At 56.9% G+C, this 24,263-nt stretch carries 23 protein-coding genes and 1 pseudogene; 9 read left to right on the top strand and 15 right to left on the bottom strand.

What is annotated here, in order from left to right; all coding sequences use genetic code 11:
• Positions 1 to 4: 4 nt before the first annotated feature.
• From puuR to K5I40_RS11795, 7 genes are all read left to right on the top strand, one after another.
• Entirely contained in the window at positions 5 to 562 is a 558-nt protein-coding gene (gene puuR, locus K5I40_RS11825; RefSeq protein WP_039031738.1) for an HTH-type transcriptional regulator PuuR, read from the top strand.
• A 257-nt stretch (positions 563 to 819) separates the two neighbouring features.
• Entirely contained in the window at positions 820 to 2,307 is a 1,488-nt protein-coding gene (puuC, locus tag K5I40_RS11820) for an aldehyde dehydrogenase PuuC (protein ID WP_223074591.1), read from the top strand.
• A gap of 2 nt (positions 2,308 to 2,309) precedes the next feature.
• Positions 2,310 to 3,590: an FAD-binding oxidoreductase gene (locus K5I40_RS11815; protein WP_039031736.1), complete on the top strand. Its 1,281-nt coding sequence runs from the start codon at positions 2,310 to 2,312 to the stop codon at positions 3,588 to 3,590.
• Positions 3,591 to 3,632: 42 nt separating this feature from the next.
• Entirely contained in the window at positions 3,633 to 4,898 is a 1,266-nt protein-coding gene (gene puuE, locus K5I40_RS11810; RefSeq protein ID WP_223074590.1) for a 4-aminobutyrate transaminase, read from the top strand.
• Between the two features lie 326 nt (positions 4,899 to 5,224).
• The gene (locus K5I40_RS11805) at positions 5,225 to 5,716 is read left to right on the top strand and encodes an Hcp family type VI secretion system effector (protein WP_138370254.1); all 492 of its coding nucleotides are present in this window, start codon (positions 5,225 to 5,227) and stop codon (positions 5,714 to 5,716) included.
• A 9-nt stretch (positions 5,717 to 5,725) separates the two neighbouring features.
• Positions 5,726 to 6,121 (top strand): polymorphic toxin type 44 domain-containing protein, encoded by a 396-nt coding sequence (locus K5I40_RS11800; RefSeq protein WP_139563654.1) that lies wholly within the window; start codon positions 5,726 to 5,728, stop codon positions 6,119 to 6,121.
• Positions 6,099 to 6,530 carry a hypothetical protein gene (locus K5I40_RS11795; protein WP_138370256.1) on the top strand — a complete coding sequence of 144 codons (432 nt, stop codon included), beginning with the start codon at positions 6,099 to 6,101 and terminating at the stop codon, positions 6,528 to 6,530. The genes K5I40_RS11800 and K5I40_RS11795 overlap by 23 nt, the downstream gene beginning before the upstream one ends.
• A 42-nt stretch (positions 6,531 to 6,572) precedes the next feature.
• Here the strand turns inward: K5I40_RS11795 and K5I40_RS11790 are convergent, their stop codons facing one another.
• The 12 genes from K5I40_RS11790 to K5I40_RS11735 all read right to left on the bottom strand — a co-directional run bounded on the left by K5I40_RS11790 (position 6,573) and on the right by K5I40_RS11735 (position 22,310).
• On the bottom strand, positions 6,573 to 7,025 hold the full coding sequence (locus K5I40_RS11790) for a hypothetical protein (RefSeq protein WP_223074589.1): 453 nt from the start codon (positions 7,023 to 7,025) through the stop codon (positions 6,573 to 6,575).
• A gap of 336 nt (positions 7,026 to 7,361) precedes the next feature.
• Complete coding sequence (locus K5I40_RS11785) at positions 7,362 to 8,351, bottom strand: glycosyl hydrolase family 8 (protein ID WP_223074588.1); 990 nt, start codon at positions 8,349 to 8,351, stop codon at positions 7,362 to 7,364.
• 9 nt (positions 8,352 to 8,360) lie between these two features.
• On the bottom strand, positions 8,361 to 8,828 hold the full coding sequence (gene bcsD / locus K5I40_RS11780) for a cellulose biosynthesis protein BcsD (RefSeq protein ID WP_039031732.1): 468 nt from the start codon (positions 8,826 to 8,828) through the stop codon (positions 8,361 to 8,363).
• Positions 8,828 to 12,700 carry a cellulose biosynthesis protein BcsC gene (locus tag K5I40_RS11775; protein WP_039031731.1) on the bottom strand — a complete coding sequence of 1,291 codons (3,873 nt, stop codon included), beginning with the start codon at positions 12,698 to 12,700 and terminating at the stop codon, positions 8,828 to 8,830. Before K5I40_RS11775 ends, bcsD begins: the two co-directional genes overlap by 1 nt.
• Positions 12,701 to 12,713: 13 nt before the next feature.
• Complete coding sequence (gene bcsB, locus K5I40_RS11770) at positions 12,714 to 15,179, bottom strand: cellulose biosynthesis cyclic di-GMP-binding regulatory protein BcsB (protein ID WP_223074587.1); 2,466 nt, start codon at positions 15,177 to 15,179, stop codon at positions 12,714 to 12,716.
• Positions 15,176 to 17,296 (bottom strand): UDP-forming cellulose synthase catalytic subunit, encoded by a 2,121-nt coding sequence (gene bcsA, locus K5I40_RS11765; RefSeq protein WP_052246239.1) that lies wholly within the window; start codon positions 17,294 to 17,296, stop codon positions 15,176 to 15,178. Before bcsA ends, bcsB begins: the two co-directional genes overlap by 4 nt.
• Before the next feature lie 21 nt (positions 17,297 to 17,317).
• Complete coding sequence (bcsQ, locus tag K5I40_RS11760; protein ID WP_039031729.1) at positions 17,318 to 18,124, bottom strand: cellulose biosynthesis protein BcsQ; 807 nt, start codon at positions 18,122 to 18,124, stop codon at positions 17,318 to 17,320.
• Positions 18,115 to 18,714 carry a cellulose biosynthesis protein BcsO gene (gene bcsO, locus K5I40_RS11755; RefSeq protein WP_138370260.1) on the bottom strand — a complete coding sequence of 200 codons (600 nt, stop codon included), beginning with the start codon at positions 18,712 to 18,714 and terminating at the stop codon, positions 18,115 to 18,117. The genes bcsQ and bcsO overlap by 10 nt, the downstream gene beginning before the upstream one ends.
• Before the next feature lie 461 nt (positions 18,715 to 19,175).
• On the bottom strand, positions 19,176 to 19,838 hold the full coding sequence (locus tag K5I40_RS11750; RefSeq protein WP_223074586.1) for a DUF799 domain-containing protein: 663 nt from the start codon (positions 19,836 to 19,838) through the stop codon (positions 19,176 to 19,178).
• A gap of 11 nt (positions 19,839 to 19,849) precedes the next feature.
• Complete coding sequence (locus K5I40_RS11745; RefSeq protein ID WP_039031726.1) at positions 19,850 to 20,194, bottom strand: DUF4810 domain-containing protein; 345 nt, start codon at positions 20,192 to 20,194, stop codon at positions 19,850 to 19,852.
• Between the two features lie 12 nt (positions 20,195 to 20,206).
• Entirely contained in the window at positions 20,207 to 20,884 is a 678-nt protein-coding gene (locus K5I40_RS11740; RefSeq protein ID WP_039031725.1) for a CsgG/HfaB family protein, read from the bottom strand.
• A 1,042-nt stretch (positions 20,885 to 21,926) separates the two neighbouring features.
• Positions 21,927 to 22,310, bottom strand: coding sequence for a hypothetical protein (locus tag K5I40_RS11735; RefSeq protein ID WP_223074585.1), 384 nt, complete (start codon positions 22,308 to 22,310; stop codon positions 21,927 to 21,929).
• Positions 22,311 to 22,558: 248 nt separating this feature from the next.
• Between K5I40_RS11735 and K5I40_RS11730 the strand changes: the two genes are divergently transcribed.
• Positions 22,559 to 22,696: a SymE family type I addiction module toxin gene (locus K5I40_RS11730; RefSeq protein ID WP_223074584.1), complete on the top strand. Its 138-nt coding sequence runs from the start codon at positions 22,559 to 22,561 to the stop codon at positions 22,694 to 22,696.
• A 44-nt stretch (positions 22,697 to 22,740) separates the two neighbouring features.
• On the opposite strand, the gene K5I40_RS11725 is transcribed toward K5I40_RS11730, so the two are convergent.
• From K5I40_RS11725 to K5I40_RS11715, 3 genes and pseudogenes are all read right to left on the bottom strand, one after another.
• Positions 22,741 to 22,977 (bottom strand): hypothetical protein, encoded by a 237-nt coding sequence (locus tag K5I40_RS11725; RefSeq protein ID WP_223074583.1) that lies wholly within the window; start codon positions 22,975 to 22,977, stop codon positions 22,741 to 22,743.
• Positions 22,974 to 23,231 (bottom strand): hypothetical protein, encoded by a 258-nt coding sequence (locus K5I40_RS11720; RefSeq protein ID WP_223074640.1) that lies wholly within the window; start codon positions 23,229 to 23,231, stop codon positions 22,974 to 22,976. The genes K5I40_RS11725 and K5I40_RS11720 overlap by 4 nt, the downstream gene beginning before the upstream one ends.
• A gap of 253 nt (positions 23,232 to 23,484) precedes the next feature.
• A pseudogene (locus tag K5I40_RS11715) lies at positions 23,485 to 24,075 on the bottom strand (hypothetical protein); the annotation flags it as partial.
• 34 nt (positions 24,076 to 24,109) lie between these two features.
• Between K5I40_RS11715 and K5I40_RS11710 the strand changes: the two are divergent.
• A complete protein-coding gene (locus K5I40_RS11710; RefSeq protein WP_223074582.1) occupies positions 24,110 to 24,247 on the top strand; it encodes a SymE family type I addiction module toxin in 138 nt (45 codons plus the stop codon).
• Positions 24,248 to 24,263 lie beyond the last annotated feature (16 nt).

The following is a 24,263-nucleotide window of genomic DNA, read 5'->3' as shown; positions in this document are numbered from 1 at the left end:
AAATATGAGCGATGACGGCCTGGCGCCAGGAAAACGTCTGTCAGAGATCCGCCAGCAACTGGGTCTTTCACAGCGTCGTGCCGCCGAACTGTCTGGTTTAACACATAGTGCCATCAGCACCATAGAGCAGGACAAAGTCAGTCCTGCCATCAGTACGCTGCAAAAGCTGCTGAAGGTTTATGGGCTGTCGCTCTCGGAATTCTTTTCTGAGCCAGAAAAACCTGATGCACCGCAGGTGGTGATCGATCAGGACGATCTTATCGAAATGGGCAGTCAGGGTGTTTCGATGAAGCTGGTTCATAACGGGGATCCGAACCGTACGCTGGCAATGATTTTTGAAACGTACCAGCCAGGAACCACAACCGGAGAGAGGATCAAGCATCAGGGTGAAGAGATAGGCACCGTACTGGAGGGTGAAATCATGCTGACGTTTAACGGTCAGACTTATCACCTGGTTGCCGGACAAAGCTATGCCATTAACACCGGCATACCGCACAGCTTCAGCAACACCTCGGCAGGGATTTGCCGAATTATCAGTGCCCACACCCCTACCACATTCTGATTTCTGGCCTGAGATATTCTCAGGCTTTCTTCAGGCCAACGCCGCCGGGTTTATTATTTCCGGCGGCGTGAAGAAAACGCAAATAAACACGTTCTCGCGGCGGGAAATGTATTTCCCGGCGGCCCCGAATAATACGCGCAAATAACTTAGCGCTTAATCCGGCACAGACAGGTTATTCATCCTGGGACGCCCCACGGCTGTGTATTGCCTGAACAGGCCGAATTTACTTTATCTGGTTACGCTACGAAGGAGTTTATATGGATTTTCAGCACCTGAGTTACTGGCAGAATAAAGCCAAAAGTCTGGAAATAGAGACCCGGCTTTTTATTAACGGCGACTACTGCGACGCCGCCGATAATAGCACCTTTGAGACCCTCAACCCGGCGGCGGCGCACCCCCTGGCGCAGGTCGCCCGGGGTAAAAAGGCCGATGTCGATCGGGCGGTGCAGGCTGCCCGCCAGGCCTTTGATGACGGCGCATGGTCCCAGGCCTCGCCGGCAAAACGCAAAGCGGTGCTCTACGCCTTCGCCGGGCTGATGGAGCAACACCGGGAAGAGTTAGCCCTGCTGGAGACCCTCGATACCGGCAAGCCCATCCGCCACAGCCTGCGCGACGACGTTCCCGGCGCGGCGCGGGCCATCCGCTGGTACGCCGAAGCGCTGGATAAAGTCTACGGCGAAGTGGCCCCTACCGGTGCCGGTGAACTGGCGATGATCGTCCGGGAGCCCATCGGCGTGGTGGCCGCCGTGGTGCCGTGGAACTTCCCTCTGCTGCTGGCCTGCTGGAAGCTCGGCCCGGCGCTGGCGGCGGGTAACAGCATCATCCTGAAGCCTTCCGAAAAATCCCCCCTCACCGCCCTGCGCCTCGCCGCACTGGCAAAAGAGGCCGGCTTGCCCGACGGGGTATTCAACGTTATCAGCGGCTTTGGTCATGAGGCGGGCCAGGCGCTGTCGCAGCACCCGGAAGTGGACGTGATGACCTTTACCGGCTCCACGCGCACCGGCAAGCAGCTGTTAAAAGATGCGGGCGAGAGCAACATGAAGCGCGTCTGGCTGGAGGCGGGTGGCAAAAGCGCCAACATCGTCTTTGCCGACTGCCCGGATCTGGACCAGGCGGTGAGCGCCACGGCGGCAGGCATTTTCTACAACCAGGGGCAGGTCTGCATTGCCGGAACGCGCCTGCTGCTGGAGGAGAGCATCGCCGACGCATTCCTGGAAAAGCTCAAACAGCAGGCCCTCAACTGGCAGCCAGGCGACCCGCTCGATCCCAACACCACGCTCGGAACGCTGATCGACGCCAGCCATGCAGATACGGTCCACGGCTACATCCGGGCGGGCAGCGAGCACGGCACGCTGCTGCTGGACGGGCGCAACACGTCCTTGTCTGCCGCCGTCGGCCCGACCGTATTTGTCGATCTCCCTGCGAATTCCCCTCTGCATAAAGAGGAGATCTTTGGCCCGGTGCTGGTGGTCACACGCTTTAAAGATGAAGACCAAGCCCTGGCACTTGCCAACGACAGCCAGTACGGCCTGGGTGCCGCGGTCTGGACCCGGGATCTCTCCCGCGCCCACCGCCTCAGCCGCCGCCTGAAGGCCGGGTCCGTCTTCGTGAATAACTACAACGACGGCGACATGACCGTGCCTTTTGGTGGCTACAAACAGAGCGGCAACGGGCGGGATAAGTCGCTGCACGCGCTGGAAAAATTCACCGAACTGAAAACCATCTGGATTGCTCTGGAGCTTTGATCATGACCGAACATACCACCAGTTATTACGCAGACAGCGCCAACCCGCATGAGCCCTATCCGACGCTGAGCGAATCCATCACCTGCGACGTCTGCGTCGTTGGCGGCGGCTACACCGGCCTCTCTTCCGCCCTGCATCTGGCGGAAATGGGCTTTGACGTTGTCGTGCTGGAGGCGGCGCGGATCGGCTATGGTGCCAGCGGGCGCAACGGCGGCCAGCTGGTTAACTCCTACAGCCGCGACATCGACGTGATAGAGCGAACCTACGGCCCGGACACCGCCAGAATGCTCGGCGACATGATGTTCGAAGGCGGGAATATCATTCGCGAACGCATTAAACGCTACCAGATCCAGTGCGACTACCGCCCCGGCGGCCTGTTCGTGGCGCTCAACAACAAGCAGCTGGATACGCTGGAAGAGCAAAAGGAGAACTGGGAGCGCTACGGCAACAACCAGCTGGAGCTGCTGGATGCCCGCGCAATCCGTCGCGAAGTGGACAGCGATCGCTACGCGGGTGCCCTGCTGGATCACAGCGGCGGCCATATTCATCCCCTGAACCTGGCCCTCGGTGAAGCCGACGCTATCCGTCTGAACGGCGGAAGGGTGTTTGAACAATCCCCGGTGACCCGCATTCAGCACACCAGCCCGGCGGTGGTCAGTACCGCCCAGGGCCAGGTGACGGCGCGCTATGTGATCGTCGCCGGCAATGCCTATCTGGGCGATAAGCTGGAGCCTGAGCTGGCGAAGCGCAGCATGCCCTGCGGGACCCAGGTGGTCACTACCGCGCCGCTCTCTGAGGATCTTGCCCGCTCGCTGATCCCGAAAAACTACTGCGTCGAAGACTGTAACTATCTGCTGGATTACTACCGACTGACCGCCGACAACCGCCTGCTCTACGGTGGCGGAGTGGTGTATGGCGCCCGCGATCCTGCCGACGTGGAGCGGCTGGTGATGCCCAAGCTGCTGAAAACCTTCCCGCAGCTGCAGGGGGTGAAAATTGACTATCGCTGGACCGGCAACTTCCTGCTGACGCTGTCGCGGATGCCGCAGTTTGGCCGCCTCGATAACAACATCTATTACATGCAGGGCTACAGCGGTCACGGCGTGACCTGTACCCATCTGGCGGGGCGGCTGATTGCCGAGCTGCTGAGCGGGGATGCGCAGCGCTTTGACGCCTTCGCGAATCTGCCGCACTACCCCTTCCCGGGTGGCCGGAGCCTGCGTATTCCCTTCACCGCGATGGGGGCGGCTTACTACAGCCTGCGCGATCGTCTCGGTATGTAATCACACCATTCCAGTAAACCATTTTCAGCAAGGGGACAGATCATGAGTAACAATGAATTCCATCAGCGTCGTCTTTCCGCCACCCCACGTGGCGTGGGCGTGATGTGTAACTTCTTCGCCCGTTCAGCGGAAAACGCCACGCTGACCGACGTGGAGGGGAATGACTATATCGACTTCGCCGCCGGGATCGCGGTGCTGAACACCGGCCATCGCCACCCGGAAATGGTGGCGGCGGTTGAAGAACAACTGCACCACTTCACCCACACGGCCTACCAGATCGTCCCTTACGAGAGCTACGTGACGCTGGCGGAGAAGCTGAACGAACTGGCCCCGGTACGCGGCCCAACCAAAACGGCGTTCTTTACGACCGGCGCCGAAGCGGTTGAAAATGCAGTCAAAATCGCCCGCGCCCACACCGGTCGTCCTGGGGTTATCGCCTTCAGCGGCGGGTTCCATGGCCGTACCTACATGACCATGGCCCTGACCGGCAAAGTCGCTCCGTACAAAATCGGATTTGGTCCTTTCCCGGGCTCGGTCTATCACGTGCCTTACCCGTCAGCGCTGCATGGCATCACCACGCAGGATGCCGTCGCGGCCATCGAACGTCTGTTTAAAGCGGATATCGAGGCGACGCAGGTAGCAGCCATTATTTTCGAACCGGTGCAGGGCGAAGGCGGGTTCAACGTCGCGCCACCTGAGCTGGTGGCGGCCATCCGCCGCATCTGCGATGAGCACGGTATCGTAATGATTGCCGATGAGGTGCAAAGCGGCTTCGCCCGCACCGGCAAGCTGTTCGCGATGGATCATTACGCTGACAAACCCGACCTGATGACCATGGCGAAAAGTCTGGCGGGCGGGATGCCGCTCTCCGGCGTGGTGGGTAACGCGCAGATCATGGATGCGCCAGCCCCGGGCGGACTGGGGGGAACCTACGCCGGTAATCCGCTGGCCGTAGCCGCCGCGCACGCGGTGCTGAAGATCATCGACAGTGAGGGGTTGTGCGCCCGTGCCCAGCAGCTGGGTGAACGCCTCGCCGCTATGCTCGAGGAGAGCAAAGCCTGGTGCCCTGGACTTGTGGCGGTACGCGGAGTGGGCTCGATGATCGCCGCGGAGTTTAACGATCCCGACAGCGGCCAGCCCTCTGCCGCACTGGCGCAAGCCATCCAGAAGAAAGCGCTGGAGCAGGGTCTGCTGCTGCTGACCTGCGGTCAGTATGGCAACGTGATCCGCTTCCTCTATCCGCTGACCATCCCGGAGGCGCAGTTCAACCAGGCGCTGACGATTTTACAGCAGGTCACGCGCGGTTAAGCCATTGTGTGCCGACGTCATAGGGACGTCGGCATTACCGCCAGCCTCCTTCCCTACGCTCAGTGCGTCCGGTACGGCTCCCTTACATAGTCCCGCAAGATATACACCATGTCGTGCAGTAGCCCGGTCAGGTCCTGCGCCACCTTATCCGGCAGCGTATTGCCCGGTAACGCCAGAAAAAATAAAACATATAAAAATTAAATTTCTTAGATTTAATTATTACAGGGATCTATTAAGGTAACTGCTGAGATATAAAAAATTACATTCTGTAAAATCGTGTCATCGTATTGTCTGGATAATTTCTTACCTGAATGGAGTTAACCGGAATGGCTATACCCGCGTACTTATTTTTAAAGGATGATGGCGGTGCGTTAATCAAAGGATCGTCTGACGTACGGGATCGTGAAGGCAGTGTGGAGGTTATTGGTTTTAGTCACCGATTATATACCCCAACCGATAACAATACGGGAAGGATTACAGGCAATCGTATCCACGGTTCTTTTATCATCGAAAAAGAGTTTGATAGCTCATCAACGTACCTGTATAAAGCGGTCGCCACCGGACAAACATTAAAATCCGCAGAATTAAAATGGTACAAAATCAATGATGGCGGGCAGGAGGTTGAGTACTTCAATATGTTACTTGAGAATGTCAAAGTTGTCTCCGTTGCTCCCATAATGCATGACTGTAAAGATCCTGCCACTCTCCACCAAAACCATATCGAGCAAGTCGAATTTCGTTACGAAAAAATCACGTGGAAGCACTGTGATGGTAATCTTATTTTTTCAGATTCATGGAATGAACGTAAAACGGCATAAGGATATGCAATGGCTATTATTCCAATCATGCCTCCCGGTGGTTTTTCCCTGTTGCGCAAAAATATAATGGAAGCCAAAGCACTGGGAATGTGCAGAGGCATGGCGACGCCAACCACTTATTACTGGTTTTATAATAAAGTCAGAAATGGCGGTCCGTGGGATTACAAACAGAAAAACAGGTTATGGGCAGATTTCGGCAATTTTAATTATGGTGCTACAGGCTATGTAAGCGGCATACCCCCTGCAATTTTATTAAAGGGTGCGGGATTTGCGCAGTCCAGAGCAGGCACATCCAATGTAGAAGAGTGGGGGCACTGGTGGGAAATACCTCCCTACGGAGACGATCCAGAAGATCAGAAATGGATAAAGCAAGGTATTGATTATGCGATACAGCACGGTTATTAAATACGGGCACCGTACATTAACTCTCGTACTGCTCCTGCTGGTGGTCTGTTTTGCGTTCTACCATTACAGCCAGAGTAATGCTTATGACGATCGCTTGTACGCATCAAAGCAGCTGAATGAAAATACCTGGCTTTATATCACACAATACCAGGGTGGTAATGCGACCGTTTCTGATGTCTTCCGTTACTATTTATCGGGCGAATATTCTGAAGATCCCCTTAAAGCCGTGAAGGAAATGAAACCCTTTTTAACGGCGGATACGGGTACAGCCACCGTGACAAAAATTGGGCGGCTGCTGACGGTTCGCGTGAAAGGTAAAGTCTACAACTTCACCAACTCGGTAATGTATTTATCAAAGGGTAACGCTGTATTCCCGGTTATCGAACTGTATGCCAGCGGTACAGAGTGACTTAATCCCGGCTGGCGTCGCCGCCAGCCTCCTTCCCTACGCTCAGTGCGTCCGGTACGGCTCCCTTACATAGTCCCGCAAGATATACACCATGTCGTGCAGCAGCCCGGTCAGGTCCTGCGCCACCTTATCCGGCAGCGTATTGCCCAGTAACGCCAGGTTCAGCGACTGGAGATACTCCACCATCCGGTAGGTTTCCTGCCAGCAGTGCGGCATGGCGAAATTCAGCACGTCATCAATGGTGAGCTCGGCGATAAGGTGCGAGGGCAAGTCTTCATCGCACAGGTGCGCCAGCCGGGTGAGCACGTGCGACAGCTGTCCGCATAACGCCAGACGCGGGGCAGTCTCTTTTGTTTCCAGCAGGACGGTCACCAGGGCCGCGCAACGATCCGTGACCTCAAACAGGTCAGCAGAGACGGGCAGCGGTGCGGTGAGCAGATGGTGGATAATGCTTTCGTCAGATTCAGGGTAAGACAGGGTTGGGATCGTAGCCATAAGGCATCCTCCTTGTACGAAAAATGAGATCACTACCAGAGTTCCTACGCTCAGGGGGTGACGCTGACGGAGGTAGGAATGCCGACGTACAAGGGGATCGGCCAGCCTTTCGACTGCTCCGCCCGCGCCACCGTAATCATATCGGCATACGCGCTGGCAGCACACCGGATCGTAAATCCGGGTCACCTTATACTAAAGCGGGTTCCTACGCCCGGTTGCAGCTTCTACCGCAACGAGGAGACTCTATGCCTTGTTTTGCCCCACAGAAAGAAAAAAGCGCCACCGCAAGTCATTCTTGCGAGGCGCTTTCCAGAATCCCACGATAAGAGGGGAAAATTATCGTGCCAGCGACACCAGCATCTTCAGACTCGCAGAATAATAATCCTCCTGCGCCGTGATCTGCGGCTCGCCCGCCGGGAGTTGGCCCATCGCCAGATCACGCACCGCCAGTAACCCGCCCGCCATCATATAGGGTGCCGGATCGCCTGTGGTGACATTCACCCACGCCGGGGTCTGGGTCCGGGAGAAACGTCCCCAGTACGCGGTATACGGTGCCATCAGCGGGCTGGTTGGCTGATACCACTTCACGTACAGCGGCACGCGGATCGCGTCGTAGCTGAAGCGCGCAGGCCACTCTTTGGCCGGGGTGACGCGACCGTCGGCGGAGAGTGAAACCCAGTCCGCCGGGAGCTGGGTGTTGCCGAAGCGCATTTTCACCAGTAGCTTCTGCCCGTCGTTAATCAGGTCACGCCACACCGTCAGATGGCTGCGCTTCGCGAAATCTTCCCACGCCGGGAAGATAAAGTACGACGGGTTCAGATTCACATGGCTGTTGAGGTTAAAGCCTTTCGCTCCAGGCAACATCACGCGATAGCCGGCAAAGCTGATGACGTTGCGGGCCACCAGCTCTTTGGTAATAGCGTCCGACGCGTTCAGATAGCTGCTGTCGTTCCACTGGGTGCCCGCCTTTAACAGCGCCCAGGCGATAAAAGTATCGCCGTCGGTGGCGTTGTTTTTATCCATAACCGGATCGGCGGCCACCGGGTTAAAGCGCCAGTAGAACAGCCCCGTCTGCGGGTTTTGCAGGTTCTTTTTGGTCCAGGTCCAGATTTTGTCAAAACCGGCGCGATCGTTGTTGCGCACCGCCATCATCATGGCGAAGCCCTGCCCCTCGGTGTGGCTCACGCTGTTGTTGCCGGTATCAATGATGCGACCGTCCGGCATCAAAAACCGCGCCTTGTAACTGTCCCATGCGCTTGTGGCAAAGACCTGCTGGCTGACTATCAGCCCCAGCGCCAGAACCACGATTTTAGCTCGCTGCCACATGGCCAATCCTTATTGATTATTTTGGTATCTGAAATGGATAACCGTAGCCGAGGGGGATGCCTCCCGCCACAGCGATACGTGTGATTTTCCGCCCTGCTCGCGCAGCCAGCGGGCGTAGAGCCCTTCCAGCACCGCGCTGAAGGCGTGGTTCCAGGCCATCTGTTTTGCCTCTTCCGGCGGCACCGGGAGCGCAGTGTGGCAGATGCGCAGCGCCGTGTCGCTGGCGTCGATATCAATATAGCCCCAGTTAAAGGCCGCGAGCCGGGCATTGATCTGCCCTTCGAGCTCGCCCACCGTGTGCGCCAGCCCCAGCGGGAAGCGCTCGCCCAGCGAGTCGCCCATCTGCACGAGGAACGAGCGGCTCTGCGCCTCGCCGACGTTGGCCACCATACTCTCAATCATCACGTGGATCAGCGCAAACCAGCCCGACTGCGACTGTTGATGCTGGTAATACTGCAAAAGCTGTTGATCATTCATCACTTGTTCCCCAGAAGGTAGCGGAAGTAGATATTGGCGCTACTTTCGTTGTAATCACCGAAGGTGTCATACCCGATCTGCCCGCCGATGGTCATATCTTTGTTCAGCTTGTAGTCCGTCGACGCGCGCAGGTTGTAGCCCAGACCGTTCTCGCTCTTGCCGCTGTAAAACGCCTCTTTGGCAAAACCGCGTGAGACGTAATCTTCCAGCTGGCGCTGCATCGCGGAATCCGTCGGGAAGTACGGGCTCTCGTCCTGAGAGTAGGACTGATAACCAATCGACGCCCCTAACCCCAGCTTCCAGTTGTCGTATTTCTGGGTGTAATCCACCGGGAAGGAGACGCTGATGTAGTCCTGCGGGCTGAAGTAGCCCCCCTGCCCGTAGCTGAAGTAGCTCAGGTTTTTGTCGAAGTTCATGTAGTTCATGTTGATGCCGGCTTTCAGCTCGCGATCGGCGGCGTAGTAAGGGCGGAAATAGACCCCCGCTGAGCCGTTGACGCTGGTGTTGCTCGGCACGTTCTCCCCGACGTAGTCATACACGCCAACTCCGGCGTAGAAGCCCGCATCGGTATTGTCATAGCTCAGCTGCGCGCTGCCGCCGTTTTTGGTGACCTGACCCCACTTCTTGCCGCTGTATTTATCTTCCACACCAACATACGACAGCAGGCTGTCCACCACCGCGCGACGCTCGCCGGTGAGCACCAGCTTGAGGTAGTCCGTCAGCTGCGGCGACCACTGGATCCCACCGACAACGGTATTCAGATCCTGGCCCAGCGGCGTGGAGCCGACATCAATTTTGTACTGATCCCCGGTGAGGGCCATCGCCACTTCCACACCCTGGGCGCTTTGCGAGCCCTGGGACGGCACCTTGATCTTGTCGATGTTCGGCAGCTCAGGCGGCGTGGTGGTGGAGGCGTTGTACAGCTCCTCGGCAACCCCACCCTGGATCAGCGCCCCGGTACCAAACCGGCGGCTGGATTCGTCGGACGAGGTGCCCGCATCGAGGCTGATCGGCGTGACGTTCACGTCCAGGCGGGAATCGCCGAACGGCACGGTGGACCACTGCAGCGGCGCCTTGATTTCGGTCAGCTTGCTGAGCCCCTCTTCACCGTCACGCGCGCGCAGGGCGGTTGAACCACGGGCCCAGGTGGCGGTTTTATCCACCAGCATCTCCATCATGTTATCCACCTGGCGCAGCGTCCCGGCCTGAGCGGTTTCTACCGGCAGGTCGGTGCGCACGGTGCCCGGCGGCGCGGTCTGTGGATTACGCGCCAGCTGGGCCACCTGCCACGGCATCGCCTGGCCGTAGAGCGACGGGGAATCCGCCACCGCGCCGGTACTGGAGGTGCCGACAAACGGGTTGTCGGCTAAGGCCAGACCGCCCAGCATCGGGGCGGTTTCACCGCTGTTATCCTGCAGGCCGAGCAGCTTGCCGCGCGCGGTGCGCAGATAGCTCATCGCCTGCTGATGGTTGCCTTCGGCCTCGGAGACCCGGGCCAGCAGCAGCAGGCGTTCCGGCGTGCCGTCGTTGGTCAGCCCGGTGCTGAGCTGCTTCGCCTTATCGACGTTTTTGCTGGCAAGGGCCACGTCGATTGCCCCGGCGCGCGCATCCTGCTGCGGCGTGTCGCGGGTCATCAGGTAGTCGTAGACCACCCCCGCCTCTTTGTTCATCTTCCCGGACTGATAGACGCGCGCCATGGCAAACATCAGATCGGTGTTCTGCGGATCGTTCTGCATGGCGCGGATCAGCTTGTCGTAGGCCGCGGCGTAGTTGCCCTGGGTGCGCAGACGATCGGCCTCGTTGATCACGTAGCCGTTACGAATGCTCGCCAGCTGGGTTGGGGTACTGCGCGACTGCAGCTCCGGGTTGGCAAGCCAGGCCTGGGCTTCGCCGCCGAGTCCCGCCTGGTTGAGCACCGCCACCTGATCGGCATAATCCCCGGCGTTACCCTGCACGCCACGGCGCATGTTGTCGTGGACCACGCTCACCGCGGTGGTGACGTCCCCGCTCTGGGCCAGCATCCGCGCCAGCTTGCCGGCATCCGCCGGGCTCTGCGGTGGACGCGCCGCCAGCGCTTTCAGGGTGTTGGCCGCCGCAGTACGATCCCCCGACGCCAGATAGCGCTCGGCGACGTTCATCTGCAGGTTGTAGTTCACCCGCTGGGACAGCTCGCGCATATCGCTGTTCTGGCTGGAGGCCGGAATGCGCGACAGCAGCGTCTGCGACTGCTGCCAGGCGTTATTTTCGCTGGCGAACAGCGCGGCGGCATAGAGTTCGCTGTTGCTGGCGTTCGGACGGAACGCCGGAGCCATGGCGTTGGCCGCCTCCGCGCTGCGCCCCTGCTTCTGCAGGAGACGGGCTAAATCCAGGCGCAGCCAGGGATCGGACGGATAGCGGGCCGTTCCCTGCTGCAACAGGGCGATGGCGCGCATCTGATCGCCGCTGGCCGCCGCCTGCTGAGCCTGACGACGCAGCGGATCGGTCGGATTGCCGCCGGAGACGCGCGGCTGGAGCCTCGCCTGCAGGCTGGCCGGCAGGGTCTGCAACATCGCCTGGGCTTCGGCGGTTTTGTTCTGCTCGCGCAGGACGTAGTAGAGGTTTTCCCGGGCAGAGCCGTTGTTTGGCTGCTCGTTCAGCAGGCCGCGCAGGGTCTGTTCCGCCGAGGTGTAATCTTTGTTATGCCGCTGGACATCGGCGCGGAACAGCTTCGCCGCCGCCCCCTGCTCGCCGCTGCGCTGGGCCAGCGGCGCGCTCAGGGCCAGCGCCTGGCTGACGTTGCCCTGCTTGTAGGCCGCCTGGGCCTGTGCCAGCTGGCCGTAGAACTCGGCATCCTGCGCCTGCTGCTTGCGTTCCTCAGAGGCCGCGCCGCCGAGGCTTGCCGCACGGTTCAGGTACTGCGCCCCTGCGGCGTAGTCGCCCTTGCGCAGGGCAACGTAGCCCATCCCGGCCAGCGCGTCGGCATCTTCCGGGTTCGCTTTCAGCACCTGCTCAAACTGGCTGCGGGCGGTGTCGGTGTTGCCGCTGTTCAGCGCCACATAGCCTTCGCCTTTTGCCGCTCCGCCGATGCTTTTACGGAAATAGTCCTGCACCGCGGTATCGGTGGGATGGCGTTGCAGATAGGTCTGGTAGTACGCTTCGTCGCCCGCCTGCGGCCCCAGCCACAGCAGGGCCTGACGCAGGGATTTATCCGCATCCTGGCTGCCGCTCGCCAGATCCTGCAGGATGTTCATCCCTTCACGGCGGGTGTTCTCCTGATAGGTCAGCACTTTGCCCAGCGCAATTTTGACGTTGTTATCCTGCGGATACTGCACGCGCAGCTGACGCAGCTCGCTCACCGCCTGCGGATAGAGGGATTTGTCCCCGGCCATGGTCAGATAGTATTCCGGGGCCAGGCTCGGCGGCGGCTGGTTGCCGGTAAACAGGCTCTGCCAGGTGGCAAGGGCGGCAGGAATGTTGCCGCTGCGCGCCTGCTGACGGGCCAGCTCCAGCTGCCCGCGCGGCACCTGCTGCATCTGCTTCGCGTTATCCAGCGCCTGCAGATTTGCATCCTGCGGCGAGACCGCCGTTAAGCGCTCGCGCCATTGGGCCGCCCCCTTCACGTCACCGGCCTGCTGTGACCATAAGGCCATCAGGTACAGCGCCTGGGTGTTGTTGGGATCCACCATCAGCACTTTTTTCAGCGATTCCATCGCCAGGTTATCGTGAGACTTTTCGTGCCAGTAGTTCGCCTGGTCGAACAGGGCTTTCAGCGCCGGGTTATTGGCCGACTGCGCGGCATCCGCCGCCTGGGCACCCTGAATTCCCCCGAGCGCCAGCCCGCTGAACAGGCACAGCACAGGCAGATGTCTGGCGGTTTTGTTTTTATTTTCCATAGTGTTACCACCCTTACTCACGATCTGAATCCTGTGGGTTAAGACGTTTATGCGCGCGTTTTTTCAGTAACGAGTAGAGGCTCAGGCCAATAATCGTCGCAAACAGCAGGCCAAAGATTGCCAGCATGGCGGAGTGCTGCGTGGCATACCACACCACCATCATGTACCAGGGCATCTGGCCGCTCGGGAACTGCGGGCCGACGCGGAAGCTGCGCACGCCGTTTTCATCGGTGATGATCGCCGTGTCGCCCCTGATCCCGGCGTTAATCCGGGCGGAGTTCAGGTCGTTATGCAGACGCGAAAGCTGCGTGTCGTCGCTGCCAATCGCCATCACCACCAGACGTTGCGGGTTCCACTGGGAGCGGAAGCTGACAAAGCCGCGCCAGGACTCGTTCGACGAGAAGTAGCGGTCGGCATCGACGGCGGTCGTGTTCCAGTTTCCTTCCAGCAGGTTCTGCACTCTGTCCAGCATCTTCGGCTCGCGCACGCCAAAGGTGTGCTCGTTGCTGATAAAGGGTGACTGGGCCAGCAGGGCGCGGTTGAAGGCGGTCTGATTCAGCGAAGAAACCGCCAGCACGTCGCTTTCACCGAGGCGCAGCAGGTTCGCCCCGCCGGACGGCAGACCGAACATCACGCGGTTGTTGTTCAGCGCGGTACCGGTGGCGTTACCGGAGCGGGCGGAGAGATCCAGCAGGGTGCTAATCTCGCTTTCGCTCGGGTTTTCCGGCAGAAGTAATACCGTCTGCGAGAAGTCCGCCAGGCGGGTAAACGGGAACGAAGCCCCCACGAAGTAAGAGAGATTCGGCAGCAGCGTGAAGTGGCGCGAATTGCTCAGATCGATGCTTGACTCTTCGTCGATACGGCTCTTGATGTTGTTATTGAGCAGCACGCTGCACGGCGCGTTCTCCTGGGTCTGGATGTTGAAATAGAGCTGCAGCTGGTTGTCGCCGTAAATCAGATACGGCTCCAGCGGCATAACAAAATTCTCCTGACGCGCATCGCCGCCGAGCTTGTGCCACAGCCCTTCCAGCAGCCCCTGTTTGTTGACCGGCAGATTACGCAGGAAGGTGCCGTTGAAGGTCATCGACAGATACGAACGCTGCTCGTCGATCCAGCTTTCGGACGGGAAACGGTAGGCAATTTTCAGCGGAATGGTGTCGCCATCCCACATAAACAGATCCGGCGCGGCGCGGAATGCCAGGGTCAGCGGCTCGTGCCAGATGCCGGTCACCGTCAGGCTCTGATCTTTACGCATCAGCTCGCTCAGCAGCACCGGGCGGTCGGTGGCGATCCAGCGCGGCGCATCGTAGGGTTTGCTGACCGGGATGTTCTGGGCTTCCACCGGCAGGCTGGTGGTCTGGCCGTTGAACTGGCCGCGGGTCAGACGCCATGCCGCACTCCTGAGCTGTTGCTCGTTATTGCCCACTACCAGCAGCAGCTTGTAGATCGGGTTGGCCGGGTTATCCACCACCTGCAGCATCGCCCCGTTCGAGGCGGGCAGGGTTAAGCCGCCAATCGACTCGCCCGGCTTGCCGAGCAGGATGCCGTTTTTCTCCGGCAGCTGGTCATGCAGGGCATCAAACGAAATACCGCGGTAGTCCGCTTCGATCCCCAGCCACGAGGCGATCAGCGCCGCCGCCCCCACCTGCTCCGGCAGGGTTTTGGCCGGGAAAGCGAAGGTCAGCGTGGTCGGCGTCATCTGCATTTCGTCGAGGAACGGACGCGGGAAATGGCTCAGATCCGCGCCAATGTTCAGCTGCTGCGCCTCCAGATCGAGCCGCGTGTTCGGCATGATGGTGACCTGGTAGCTGTCGGACAGATCCCGCTGGCACAGCAGCGCGTCACCGTCGTTGATTTTGAAGCTGATGTTGTTGCGTGACACCACCATCGCCGCCGGAATGTCCAGCTGATAGTTGGACACGTTGCTGTCGGCGGAGCCCAGCGGCACCGTGCCCAGCGGCTGGCCGTTGAGCATCAGCTGCAGCGTGGTGTTGCGCGCCGCCATCGCCGGAGAAACCTTCAGGTTCAGCTCCAGCTGGGCGTTGGTGATCACCTGGTCCGCCGAGAGGGTAAAGTCGATCCCGCCCTGAAGCTGCCCACCGCTCAGCACCACGCCATTCGGCTGCCCCATCTGGGCAACGGTAATGCTGCTGGTGGTGCCGGGGGTGATCCCCATCGGCACAGGAGAAGCAGGCGCGGCATCGGGTGCCGGGGTCGCAGGCACCGCATCCGGCATCGGGCTGGCAGGCTCTGCGGCCGCCTCAGCCGCAGACGGGGTCTGGAACGCGGGCAGCGTATCGGGAGCTGGCAGTGAAGCCGGCGCCGTGTCCGCAGCGGGCTGCGCCGCCTCCGTCACCGGGGGCGGGAGATCTGTCGGCAGCAGCGATTCCACGGTGGTCGGCTCTTCCGCCGTCACCGGCTGCGCCAGTACGCCAAATATAAACAGCAACTGCAGGGCTTTGCGGGTCATCCCTTTCATACAGCGGTATCCTCGGTGGCGTTATTCCTGCGCCCTGCATCCTCATGGCGTTGACGACGCTTGTTACGACGGTCTTTCCAGGTCAGCCAGAACAGATCAAATACGCTGCGAATAATGATAAACAACGAGCGGAACGGGTTGTCCTGGCGTTTAGGCGGGTTGATCCACGCATCGGCGCGGGCCAGCACCACGCGCACCAGTTCGCGGCGGCGGTCCAGCGGGATCTCGTCAAACATCAGGCGAATGTACTGCTCATCGTGGGCAATCACATTCACCGGGATGCTGATCGCCCCCGACTGCAGCTGCAGCTCAATCTCTTCGATCTCGTCGGTAAGGTGGCGGTCATCCACCACCGCAATACGGCAGCCGCCCATGGATAAATCCAGGGTATGGCTGCGCGAGGAGATGCCGCTGGCGTAGTGGATCACCACCGGCACGCTGGCATCGATACGGATGGTTTTACGCGTCTGGCGGGTTTCCCGCGCTACGGCGATGGCGGCCAGCAGGAAGATCAGGCTGTAGACGCCCCAGCCGACGTTAAGGGCGATAACCATCGGGTCGACGCTGAAGTAGTCATGGGCGACGGCACGCACGATACCGGCGATCACCCCCGCCGCCAGCAGCACCGCGATAATCAGGTGCGGACGGACAATGCTGAAGTCGAAGTAGCCCACATCCAGCAGCGCGCCTTTATCGGTCACGTTGAACTTGCCGCGTTTCGGGAAGATCAGGGTGATTACCGTCGGCAGCACCAGGTGGAAGGCCAGCACCAGATCGTAAATCTCACCCCAGAAGCTGTAGCGGAAGCGCCCGTTGACCCGCGAGTTCACATAGATACAGAGGAACAGGTGCGGCAGCATATAGGCGAAAATCAGGCTCGCCGAGGAGTGGATAATGTTCAGGTTAAACAGCAGGTAAGCCAGCGGCGCGGTGAGAAACGCCACGCGCGGCAGGGCAAACTGGAAAGACAGCATGGCGTTGAGATAGCACAGACGCTGCTGCCACTTCAGGCCCCGGCCCAGCAGCGGGTTATCGACGCGCAAAATCTGGGTCATGCCGCGCGCCCAGCGGGTACGCTGGATCACGTGCACCACCAGACGTTCCGTCGCCAGCCCTGCCGCCAGCGGAATATCCAGATAGGCCGACTTCCAGCCCAGGCGCTGCATCTTCAGCGCGGTGTGGGCATCTTCGGTCACGGTTTCTACCGCAAAGCCGCCAATCTCTTCCAGGGCGCTGCGGCGGATCACCGCGCAGGAGCCGCAGAAGAAGGTGGCGTTCCAGTTGTCGTTTCCGCGCTGGATCTGCCCGTAGAATAGCTGGCCTTCGTTAGGAATATCGCGGCCCGCAGAGAGGTTACGCTCGAACGGATCCGGCGAGTAGAAGTAGTGCGGCGTCTGCATCAGCGCCAGCTTCGGATCCTGCAGGAAGGCACCCACCGTCGCCTGCAGGAAGATACGCGTCGCCACGTGGTCGCAGTCAAAGACGCAGATCAGCTCGCCTTTGGTGAGCTTCATGGCGTGGTTGAGGTTGCCCGCTTTGGCGTGGGAGTTATCGTTACGCGTGATGTACCCTACCCCGACGTTGGCGGCAAACACCGCAAACTCGCTGCGCTTGCCGTCATCCAGCAGGTAGATTTTCAGTTTATCCGCCGGATAATCCAGGCACTGCGCCGCCAGCACGGTATCGCGCACCACGTCCAGGCTCTCGTTATACGACGGGATATAGATATCCACCGTCGGCCACTGGGCCATATCATCGGGCAGCGGGACGATCTTGCGCTGTAACGGAAAGAGGTTTTGCAGATAACTTAAAATAATGGTTATCCAGATATAGAGTTCGGCGAGAAATAACCCGATCCCCAGTATGGCCTCTATTTCGGAATTAAAATGCAGCGTCTGCGTGGCCCGAAACCAGATATATCGTGTGGACATTAACACCGCCACAATCATCATGATTACCGACACGCGGTGGTGTTTGCTAAAACCAAGCAGCATTAGCGCCCCGATGCTGATTAAGCCGAAGATATACTGCTTCTGGCTGTCCATCGGGGTAATAATAATAAGCACTGCAATAGGTGCTAAGACCAATAGCAGTAAATAAAACAGCGCCTTTTTCATAGGACGTCCTGGAAATTGTCGTCAGAAACTGGAGGTTCTCAGACTGGCGTGCACGGCGCCGTCACCGACCTGAATACCCAAAATAGCCGCGATACGCTTACTCACCAGCTCGATATCGAACGCCGCCGCCGAGGTGGCGCTGAAATCCAGTATCGACTGCTGTGAGGCATTGGCCTCAGGCACACTTTCATCCCGGTTGATCACACCAAGCAGGCGATCGCCGAGGCGTTGCTGTAAGAAGGCGGTGACGTCACGGCTGATATGGCGCCGGTTATCACTCTGGTTCACCAGGAAATAGTATCCGGCCTTGTTATCTGGCGGTGCGCCGCCGGTCAGCCGGTGGTTTTCAATGTGGGGCAGCAGCGACAGCGATGCGGTGTCGGCCAGCAGGGTCACGAGGTGCAAATCGGCCAGCGGGGAGATCGCCTTCAGCGCCGGGTTCGGCCCTGGCGGGAAGTCGGCCAGAATAACCAGCCCCGGGTAGCTCAGCAGAGAACTTAACCCGCGCGCGAGGAAATTGCTGTCGCTGGTGAGGTTGTGTTCAAAGATCAGGCGCTGCTCTTCCGTCACTTCGCCATAGGGCAGGACGAACATATTGTTGCCCGCCGTCAGCACCGACTGGCTCCAGTCTGCCGACTCATTGGCACGGGCAACGTAGCCGCGGCCGTCGGACAACGGTACGCCAAAATGCAGACGCAGCGCGTTCTGTACATCGAAGTCAATGGCCAGAACTTTATTGCCGGAACGAGCCAGAGCATAAGCGAGGTTGGCCGTGACCGTGGTTTTCCCTACTCCGCCTTTTGGCGAGCAAATACACACTAACGGCATGAAGCGATTTTCTCCAGGAGCGGTTGTAACGGAAGATCTTTCACCGGATGGCTGGCGCGTTCGGACGTTTTGGTCGCGAACAGCTGTTCAAAGCGCACCGGCTCCGCCGGTTTCGGCGCAGGGACGGCCTCAGCAATGGGCACCACGGGCGCAGGCGTTGCCCGCAGCTCAGCCTGCGGCACCAGGGCTGGCACCTCTTTCACCGGCGGCGGGCTTGTCGGCTCGGGTTTTAGCTGGTCAAAGAACGAAGGTGCAGCCGGGTTAATCGGCGATTGTTCCCCTTTTTCTGCGCTAACGGCATTCATGCTTTGCATGATCGACGGCGCAGCACCCGCGGGCCCGGCCACAGGAGCTTTCGTCAGGCTGGCAAGGGCAACATCCAGTTCACCGGGTTTCACCGCCTGTGGAACAGGAACGGCGACGCTGCCGGCTTTCGCCAGCGCCGAATCGTTATCCACACCTGCCAGCTGGTTGATGATCGCCCAGCCGCTGGCGGAAGCCTGCTTGTTTTGCGCAGACAAGTCCTTGAAATTGATGTCACCGGTGCGCGTTTTATCCTTGAAACGCTGCAAATCATCATAATTTTTCATGGCATTACTCGTGATTCACAAGTCAGTATTTTTTGTTTCCTGCATGACTTTGCCAGGGACAACAGTTTTATGGGAATACGAACATGTAAAGGGGATGAGTGATTAACAACCGTCATAAAGTACTTCCCTTTACGCGTGGTCATATTTGTTTAGTAAATGTTCTAATGCATATTACGTAGAGCTAATACTATGTACAAGCTTATCGACAGATCGCGTAATTTCTCCACTATCCGCCAGCAGAACCCATAACATAAAGATAAAATCTTGCTCTTCGTTATCCCTACAACAGATTAATCCAGCGAAAATATAACATGTGACGTTTAATATCGACAGGTAACTATAAACATGAGTTATGAAAAACAGGATATATCGGTGAGCGCTCCGGGTTAACCGGTGTTTGCGGGCAGGTTAAAAAGAGGGGCAATAAATTAATCCCGGCACAGGGGCCGGGATTGAAGAGGTTACTGAGCAGTCTGCCCGTATTTCGGCGAACGCGGGCCATATAACAGACCCCGCGGCCCTGGGCTAAACAGACGTGCGCTGGCGATGCGGGCAACGTCATAGGCTTTGTCCGTAGCCGAATGCGCAATCTGGGTGATCGCCGCGTTGATTACCATTCCCAGCAGGCCACCGTTGTTATTGGTCTGGCCTTCATTACTTGAAGCCGAGGCAGCGCCTGTCCACAGCTCTTTTCCGGTGCGCAAATCCACCAGACGCGCCGAGGCAATAACCCGCGTATCGCTGCTGATCACCTGGTAAGAGGTGCCGTAATCGGTGATGGTGATATACATCACCGCATCCGCGCTGAAGATATCGTGCAGTTTTTTCAGCGGGATCGCGCTGATGTCGTCAGGATGGGTCGCGCCGTTTTGTTTAAACGTCTCTTCCACCACTGCCACCGGGAACACATAGTAACCGGACTCGGCAAGCGGCTGGGTTACGTTGCTCAAAAAGCCGTGGGTCGCGTTGATGTCCGGCGACTTATTTACTGGCGGCAGCACCAGAATGCTGCGCGGTTTACTTTCTTTAAAAGCGGAATAATCGGCCGGGGGCGTCTTATTGGTTGTGCAACCCGTTACGACCAGCGTCAATGCCAGGGTCAGAAGAGCGGAGATTCCTTTCATTTTAGGTTCCGTTATTTTTTCGTGGTGAGGAAATCAATATAAGAAGCCGATTCCGGGTACTGTTTTTTCTCAGCGTTAAATTCGGCCATCGCCAGATCTCTGTTCCCGGTATTGCTGTAGAGCATCCCCAGTTGGGCATGCACGCCAGGCGGCACAGGTTTGCTGCTGGCCTGCGATGCCGTAATCAGTTTCTGCAGTGAGGCGATCTGCTCCTGCGGGCTGGTTTTACTGGTGTAGTAGTCATAAACAGTGTCCTGATAATCACCCCAGGTATAGATCTGCTGCGGTGATTTTGTTGCACACCCGGCCAGCAGCAGCACAGCTGCGCCGGAAAGCAGGCTTTTTATCTTTGCCATCATTAATTCCTTTTAATGTGTATTTGACGGGTCCCAGCTGCCGTTTTCAGTACCGGCAACCAGGTTATTTACCGCTTCGCGGATCGCGAGATCGAGAACTTTGCCGTTCAGCGTGGCGTCGTAGCTGGCCGTGCCGCCAAAGCCGAGCACTTCACGGTTAGACAGCGTGTATTCACCCGCTCCCTGGGATGAATAAACCACTTCGGAGGTGCTGACGTTAACCACGTTGAGAGCCACTTTCGCATACGCCACCTGCGACTTGCCGCGCCCCAGAATGCCAAACAGCGCCCTGTCGCCGGTCTCTTTGCGACCAAACTCCGTCACATCGCCCGTGATGACGTACGACGCCCCTTTCAACTGCTGACGCTTTCCGCTGATGCCGGACTCGTTTTTAATCTCTTCCATATTTGCGCGATCCAGCACGTTGAAGCGGCCAGTTTGCTGCAAATGGGTGATCAAAATGGTTTTTGACTGATTACCCAGATGGTCGACGCCATCTGAAAAGATGCCATTCATGTAGCTGGAGCGGTTATCAAATTTCCCGACCGATATCGGGCTGCGCTGTCCCTGCCACGAGGTGTTATAAGTGGCAACTTTCGCCACTTCAACGGATCGGGAGGATTCCGTTGCACAGCCTGAGAGTAATAACGCGCTTAAGCAGAGCGAAGTGGCAATAAATTTATTGACCATGATATTTAAATTTCCTTTTAGAAAAAATGGTGTTAGCACCATTCTCCTTATTGATATTATTCGAAGGTTTTTGGGTTTTTTAAGAGGTAATTAATTATAAATAAAACTTTATTAAACACACAGCGTTAGCGATTGCATTATGACAGACAGCGATTCATTTTGTTCGTGTTTATATATTTTTCAGATTTTATCTTGCCTGCGTTTGATTAACGCAATAATCACCCTCCTGTCAGTAATCAAAAACCATTCAAATTACATATACAAACCTTACAAAAATGCACACCATGAATAATAAACATAAGATTTAAAATAAAATAAAAACAATCCTTATAAACATTAGCGCGCTATGAAAAAGTTTACCCTATGTTAGGGTAATAATGTTAAGTTAATCGAAATGCCATATCTGATTTCTTTCAATAAATCTTGAGAATTAACCAATGAGCATCTGGCCTTTTTTAGAGGAAGAGTTAATACTTTACAGGGATACCTCTAACGCAATTAACGATTTGTTAGTTACCTATGAAAACGAATGCTTTAATCTCATGCAACAAATCAAAGGTTCTTCATTTTCGGAGGCTCAAAGGCATTTTGACCGGCTTTATGAGATTAAGAATAAGCTATGTACCATTCAATATCAGTACGGGTTTGAGTTAAACGAAAAACTACAGAATTTGATATTTTATCTTAATCATGATGACATCGATTTTCGGCAATTTGTGTATATAAATATCTGCAATGGATTGTACTGGTCAGATGTAAGCAGAACGGATACTTGACATTCCCGGCGTTAGAACGGTTATAAATATTCAGGAGGCTGTTTAAGCGCCCGACATTTTAGCTACCGCGCCTGTGTGTTTAATTATATTAGTGTTGTTAAAGAGCCTGTATCTGTATGACCAATTGCTATTCCCGCAGCCTGCGCCTGAACGACAACAGCCAGGCAGAAGCAACCGATACGTCGCTCATGGTCAGTCTGGGGCCAGGGAGACTGATGCTCCGGGCTGACGAGTAAAAAATCCCGACACAGTAGCCGGGATTATTGTTAATAATGGATTGATATTGAAGGACTAATAGATGCTAAAATATCTATAACATCGTCCGTAGTTGAGAACATATAATGAACGACTCCATCATGTATATTACCGTTTTGCTCATTAAACCATTCTAGATACTTAGATTTTTCAACGCGATAAAGTCCTGTAAGCATCATTCCTTTCTGCTCTTCCTGCATTTTCAATAGGTCACCTTCATCAGTCACTCGGAAGGAATAAATCCAATCGAACAGTACTTTAACTTTGCTGCCTTCAGCGTTATCCCCTGAAGACAAAATCAACTCAAGGGAACCTGAGGAATATCGCAAATCCTCTAGTTGACTATTATGAAGAGAACCCTCAGCAAGCGGGATTTTAATCAATTTTTCAGTCATATATGATTACTCATCATACCTAAATTTGATCCTATTCTTCCCTGATTGGATCTCCAATGTTGGACGCTCTTCGGCGCTACGCTCACGTACTATAACCGTTCACCCATCGGGTAGTTTACCGACCCTACCACTTGGTATGTCTTTAATTTTTGCTGGTGCCGACGGTGAAGCCGATGCAGCCGGTGCCCATCAGACCGGACTTTTTGGTCTCTTTTTATCTCCAGTGCTGTTAAAGAGTCTGTACTTGCATGACCACCTGGTATTCCCACAGCCCCAGCCTGCGCCTGAACGGCAACTGCCCGGCAGAGGCGGGATTCTGCACCGACACGCCGGTCACGGCCAGCGTTACACAGGGAAGACTGGTGATCGAGCCGGCTAAGGGCTGACGCGTAAAAAGAAGATCCCGGCGCTAAGGCCGGGATCCTGACGACTATCCAATCAGTTCGTCTTTTGTTTGCATTAATATCTTTAAAAAATCGTCAACTGGGAATTTCATTTCTACAGTTTCGGGCAAGATTCGGCTATCTGAAAAAAATTCTATTTCGATAGAATCAACACCCTTATCTTTGTTCAACTGGCAAAGTATCTGTCCTCTATAGGATATTTCCGCAGTCAGTTCCTCGTAACGAGAATCACTAAAAAAGTCTACTTCAAATTCGTTACTCATTTACCATACCTTCTTGGATCTAAAAAACCAGAAAACGAACCATCAGCGTTGTAACGAATACCTTGACCACTTGGTAAACGATATTCAACCCCACCACGAGACAATTCCCTTTTAACTGTGCCCGGATGACTCAAAACGTCGTTTACAAACTTACTTGCCGATTCATTTTTCTGAGCCACATTTCCTTTTAAAGGTTCAAAAGTTCCACTATCTCTGCCTGCATGCTTTTCCCAAGCCCTTGCAGCGGCAGACATACCTTGCCCATTTATCGGTTTATTTGCTGACGAAATTAGGTTGTCCTTCGCACTAGGGCTGACTTTGCCACCTTTAGCTATCCCACCGCCTGCGCCAAGAGGATCTCCATCCTCATCTATAATCCCCGGTTTCAGCCAGCCCGGACGGATATCAAGAATCGGAAACTTCTTGTCCTTATCATTTAGTGCATTATTCTCAACCGCATTTTTCCCGGCCCCGGCACCCGCTGCCGCAGCCGCCGTGCTGTCACCCGCCAGCCCCCCCCGCCATCCCCGCCGATGTTTCGCTCCGCATGTGCGAGGAGGATTTTGACGACTGGGACCCCAGCGAGGCGTTGATGCCGACGGTGCTGGTGTTGCCGCTGTCAGAGGCACCCTTCGCCTGGTCCATCGCCACCGCCTGGTCGGACTGCACCAGGGATAACGCCGCCTTCGTCGCCTTCGTCGCCTTCGGGGCCGCCAGCCGGTCGTCGCTCTCGTTTGCCGCATCCCGCGCCGTGGTGACCGCGCTGTTCAGCGCGCTTCCCGCCGTGCCGGACAGGGCCACCGTCAGGCCGCTGCTCTTCTGCTCGTACTTTTCATCGCGGGTGCGTCTGTCGTGGCCCGGTTCAATCACCACGCTGTCGCCCTGAACCGCAATATCCTTCCGGGCGATGATATCCGCCCCGGCAATGTGCGCCTGCTTCCCTGCCGTGATGCTGACGTCCCCGCCCGTCGAGCCGACGGTGCTGAAGCTCCCGCTCTGGGTGGTGCCCTGCTCGCGCATGTCGTGGGTGGATTTGCTGGTGCCGACGGTGAAGCCGATGCCGCCGGTGCCCATCAGGCCGGACTTTTTGGTCTCCTTTTATCTCCAGCGCTGTTAAAGAGCCTGTACCTGTATGACCAATTGCTATTCCCACAGCCTCAGCCTGCGCCTGAACGGCAACTGGCTGGCTGAAGCGGGATTCAGCACCGACACCCCAGTCATTGTCAGCGTGGAGCAGGGAAGACTGGTGATCGAGCCGGTTAAGGGCTGACGGGTAAAAAGATCCC

This window comes from Leclercia sp. LTM14 (genome assembly GCF_023736175.1).
Classification (GTDB): Bacteria; Pseudomonadota; Gammaproteobacteria; order Enterobacterales; family Enterobacteriaceae; genus Enterobacter; species Enterobacter barmai.
The sequence above is the reverse complement of the archived record's forward strand: the minus strand, read 5'-3'. Positions and strand labels throughout refer to the sequence as shown.

Bases quoted from the DNA above. Each gene is read 5' to 3' on its own strand.
- K5I40_RS11795 (WP_138370256.1), top strand. From the start codon at position 6,099: ATGCGATACAGCACGGTTATTAAATACGGGCACCGTACATTAACTCTC.
- K5I40_RS11720 (WP_223074640.1), bottom strand. From the start codon at position 23,231: ATGTCTGCCGCTGCAAGGGCTTGGGAAAAGCATGCAGGCAGAGATAGT.
- K5I40_RS11725 (WP_223074583.1), bottom strand. From the start codon at position 22,977: ATGAGTAACGAATTTGAAGTAGACTTTTTTAGTGATTCTCGTTACGAG.
- K5I40_RS11800 (WP_139563654.1), top strand. From the start codon at position 5,726: ATGGCTATTATTCCAATCATGCCTCCCGGTGGTTTTTCCCTGTTGCGC.
- K5I40_RS11805 (WP_138370254.1), top strand. From the start codon at position 5,225: ATGGCTATACCCGCGTACTTATTTTTAAAGGATGATGGCGGTGCGTTA.
- bcsB (WP_223074587.1), bottom strand. From the start codon at position 15,179: ATGAAAGGGATGACCCGCAAAGCCCTGCAGTTGCTGTTTATATTTGGC.
- K5I40_RS11785 (WP_223074588.1), bottom strand. From the start codon at position 8,351: ATGTGGCAGCGAGCTAAAATCGTGGTTCTGGCGCTGGGGCTGATAGTC.
- K5I40_RS11740 (WP_039031725.1), bottom strand. From the start codon at position 20,884: ATGGTCAATAAATTTATTGCCACTTCGCTCTGCTTAAGCGCGTTATTA.
- K5I40_RS11790 (WP_223074589.1), bottom strand. From the start codon at position 7,025: ATGGCTACGATCCCAACCCTGTCTTACCCTGAATCTGACGAAAGCATT.
- K5I40_RS11735 (WP_223074585.1), bottom strand. From the start codon at position 22,310: ATGACTGAAAAATTGATTAAAATCCCGCTTGCTGAGGGTTCTCTTCAT.
- K5I40_RS11750 (WP_223074586.1), bottom strand. From the start codon at position 19,838: ATGAAAGGAATCTCCGCTCTTCTGACCCTGGCATTGACGCTGGTCGTA.
- bcsQ (WP_039031729.1), bottom strand. From the start codon at position 18,124: ATGCCGTTAGTGTGTATTTGCTCGCCAAAAGGCGGAGTAGGGAAAACC.
- puuR (WP_039031738.1), top strand. From the start codon at position 5: ATGAGCGATGACGGCCTGGCGCCAGGAAAACGTCTGTCAGAGATCCGC.
- K5I40_RS11775 (WP_039031731.1), bottom strand. From the start codon at position 12,700: ATGGAAAATAAAAACAAAACCGCCAGACATCTGCCTGTGCTGTGCCTG.
- bcsD (WP_039031732.1), bottom strand. From the start codon at position 8,828: ATGAATGATCAACAGCTTTTGCAGTATTACCAGCATCAACAGTCGCAG.
- K5I40_RS11730 (WP_223074584.1), top strand. From the start codon at position 22,559: ATGACCACCTGGTATTCCCACAGCCCCAGCCTGCGCCTGAACGGCAAC.
- K5I40_RS11745 (WP_039031726.1), bottom strand. From the start codon at position 20,194: ATGGCAAAGATAAAAAGCCTGCTTTCCGGCGCAGCTGTGCTGCTGCTG.
- puuE (WP_223074590.1), top strand. From the start codon at position 3,633: ATGAGTAACAATGAATTCCATCAGCGTCGTCTTTCCGCCACCCCACGT.
- bcsO (WP_138370260.1), bottom strand. From the start codon at position 18,714: ATGAAAAATTATGATGATTTGCAGCGTTTCAAGGATAAAACGCGCACC.
- K5I40_RS11710 (WP_223074582.1), top strand. From the start codon at position 24,110: ATGACCAATTGCTATTCCCACAGCCTCAGCCTGCGCCTGAACGGCAAC.
- K5I40_RS11815 (WP_039031736.1), top strand. From the start codon at position 2,310: ATGACCGAACATACCACCAGTTATTACGCAGACAGCGCCAACCCGCAT.
- puuC (WP_223074591.1), top strand. From the start codon at position 820: ATGGATTTTCAGCACCTGAGTTACTGGCAGAATAAAGCCAAAAGTCTG.
- bcsA (WP_052246239.1), bottom strand. From the start codon at position 17,296: ATGAAAAAGGCGCTGTTTTATTTACTGCTATTGGTCTTAGCACCTATT.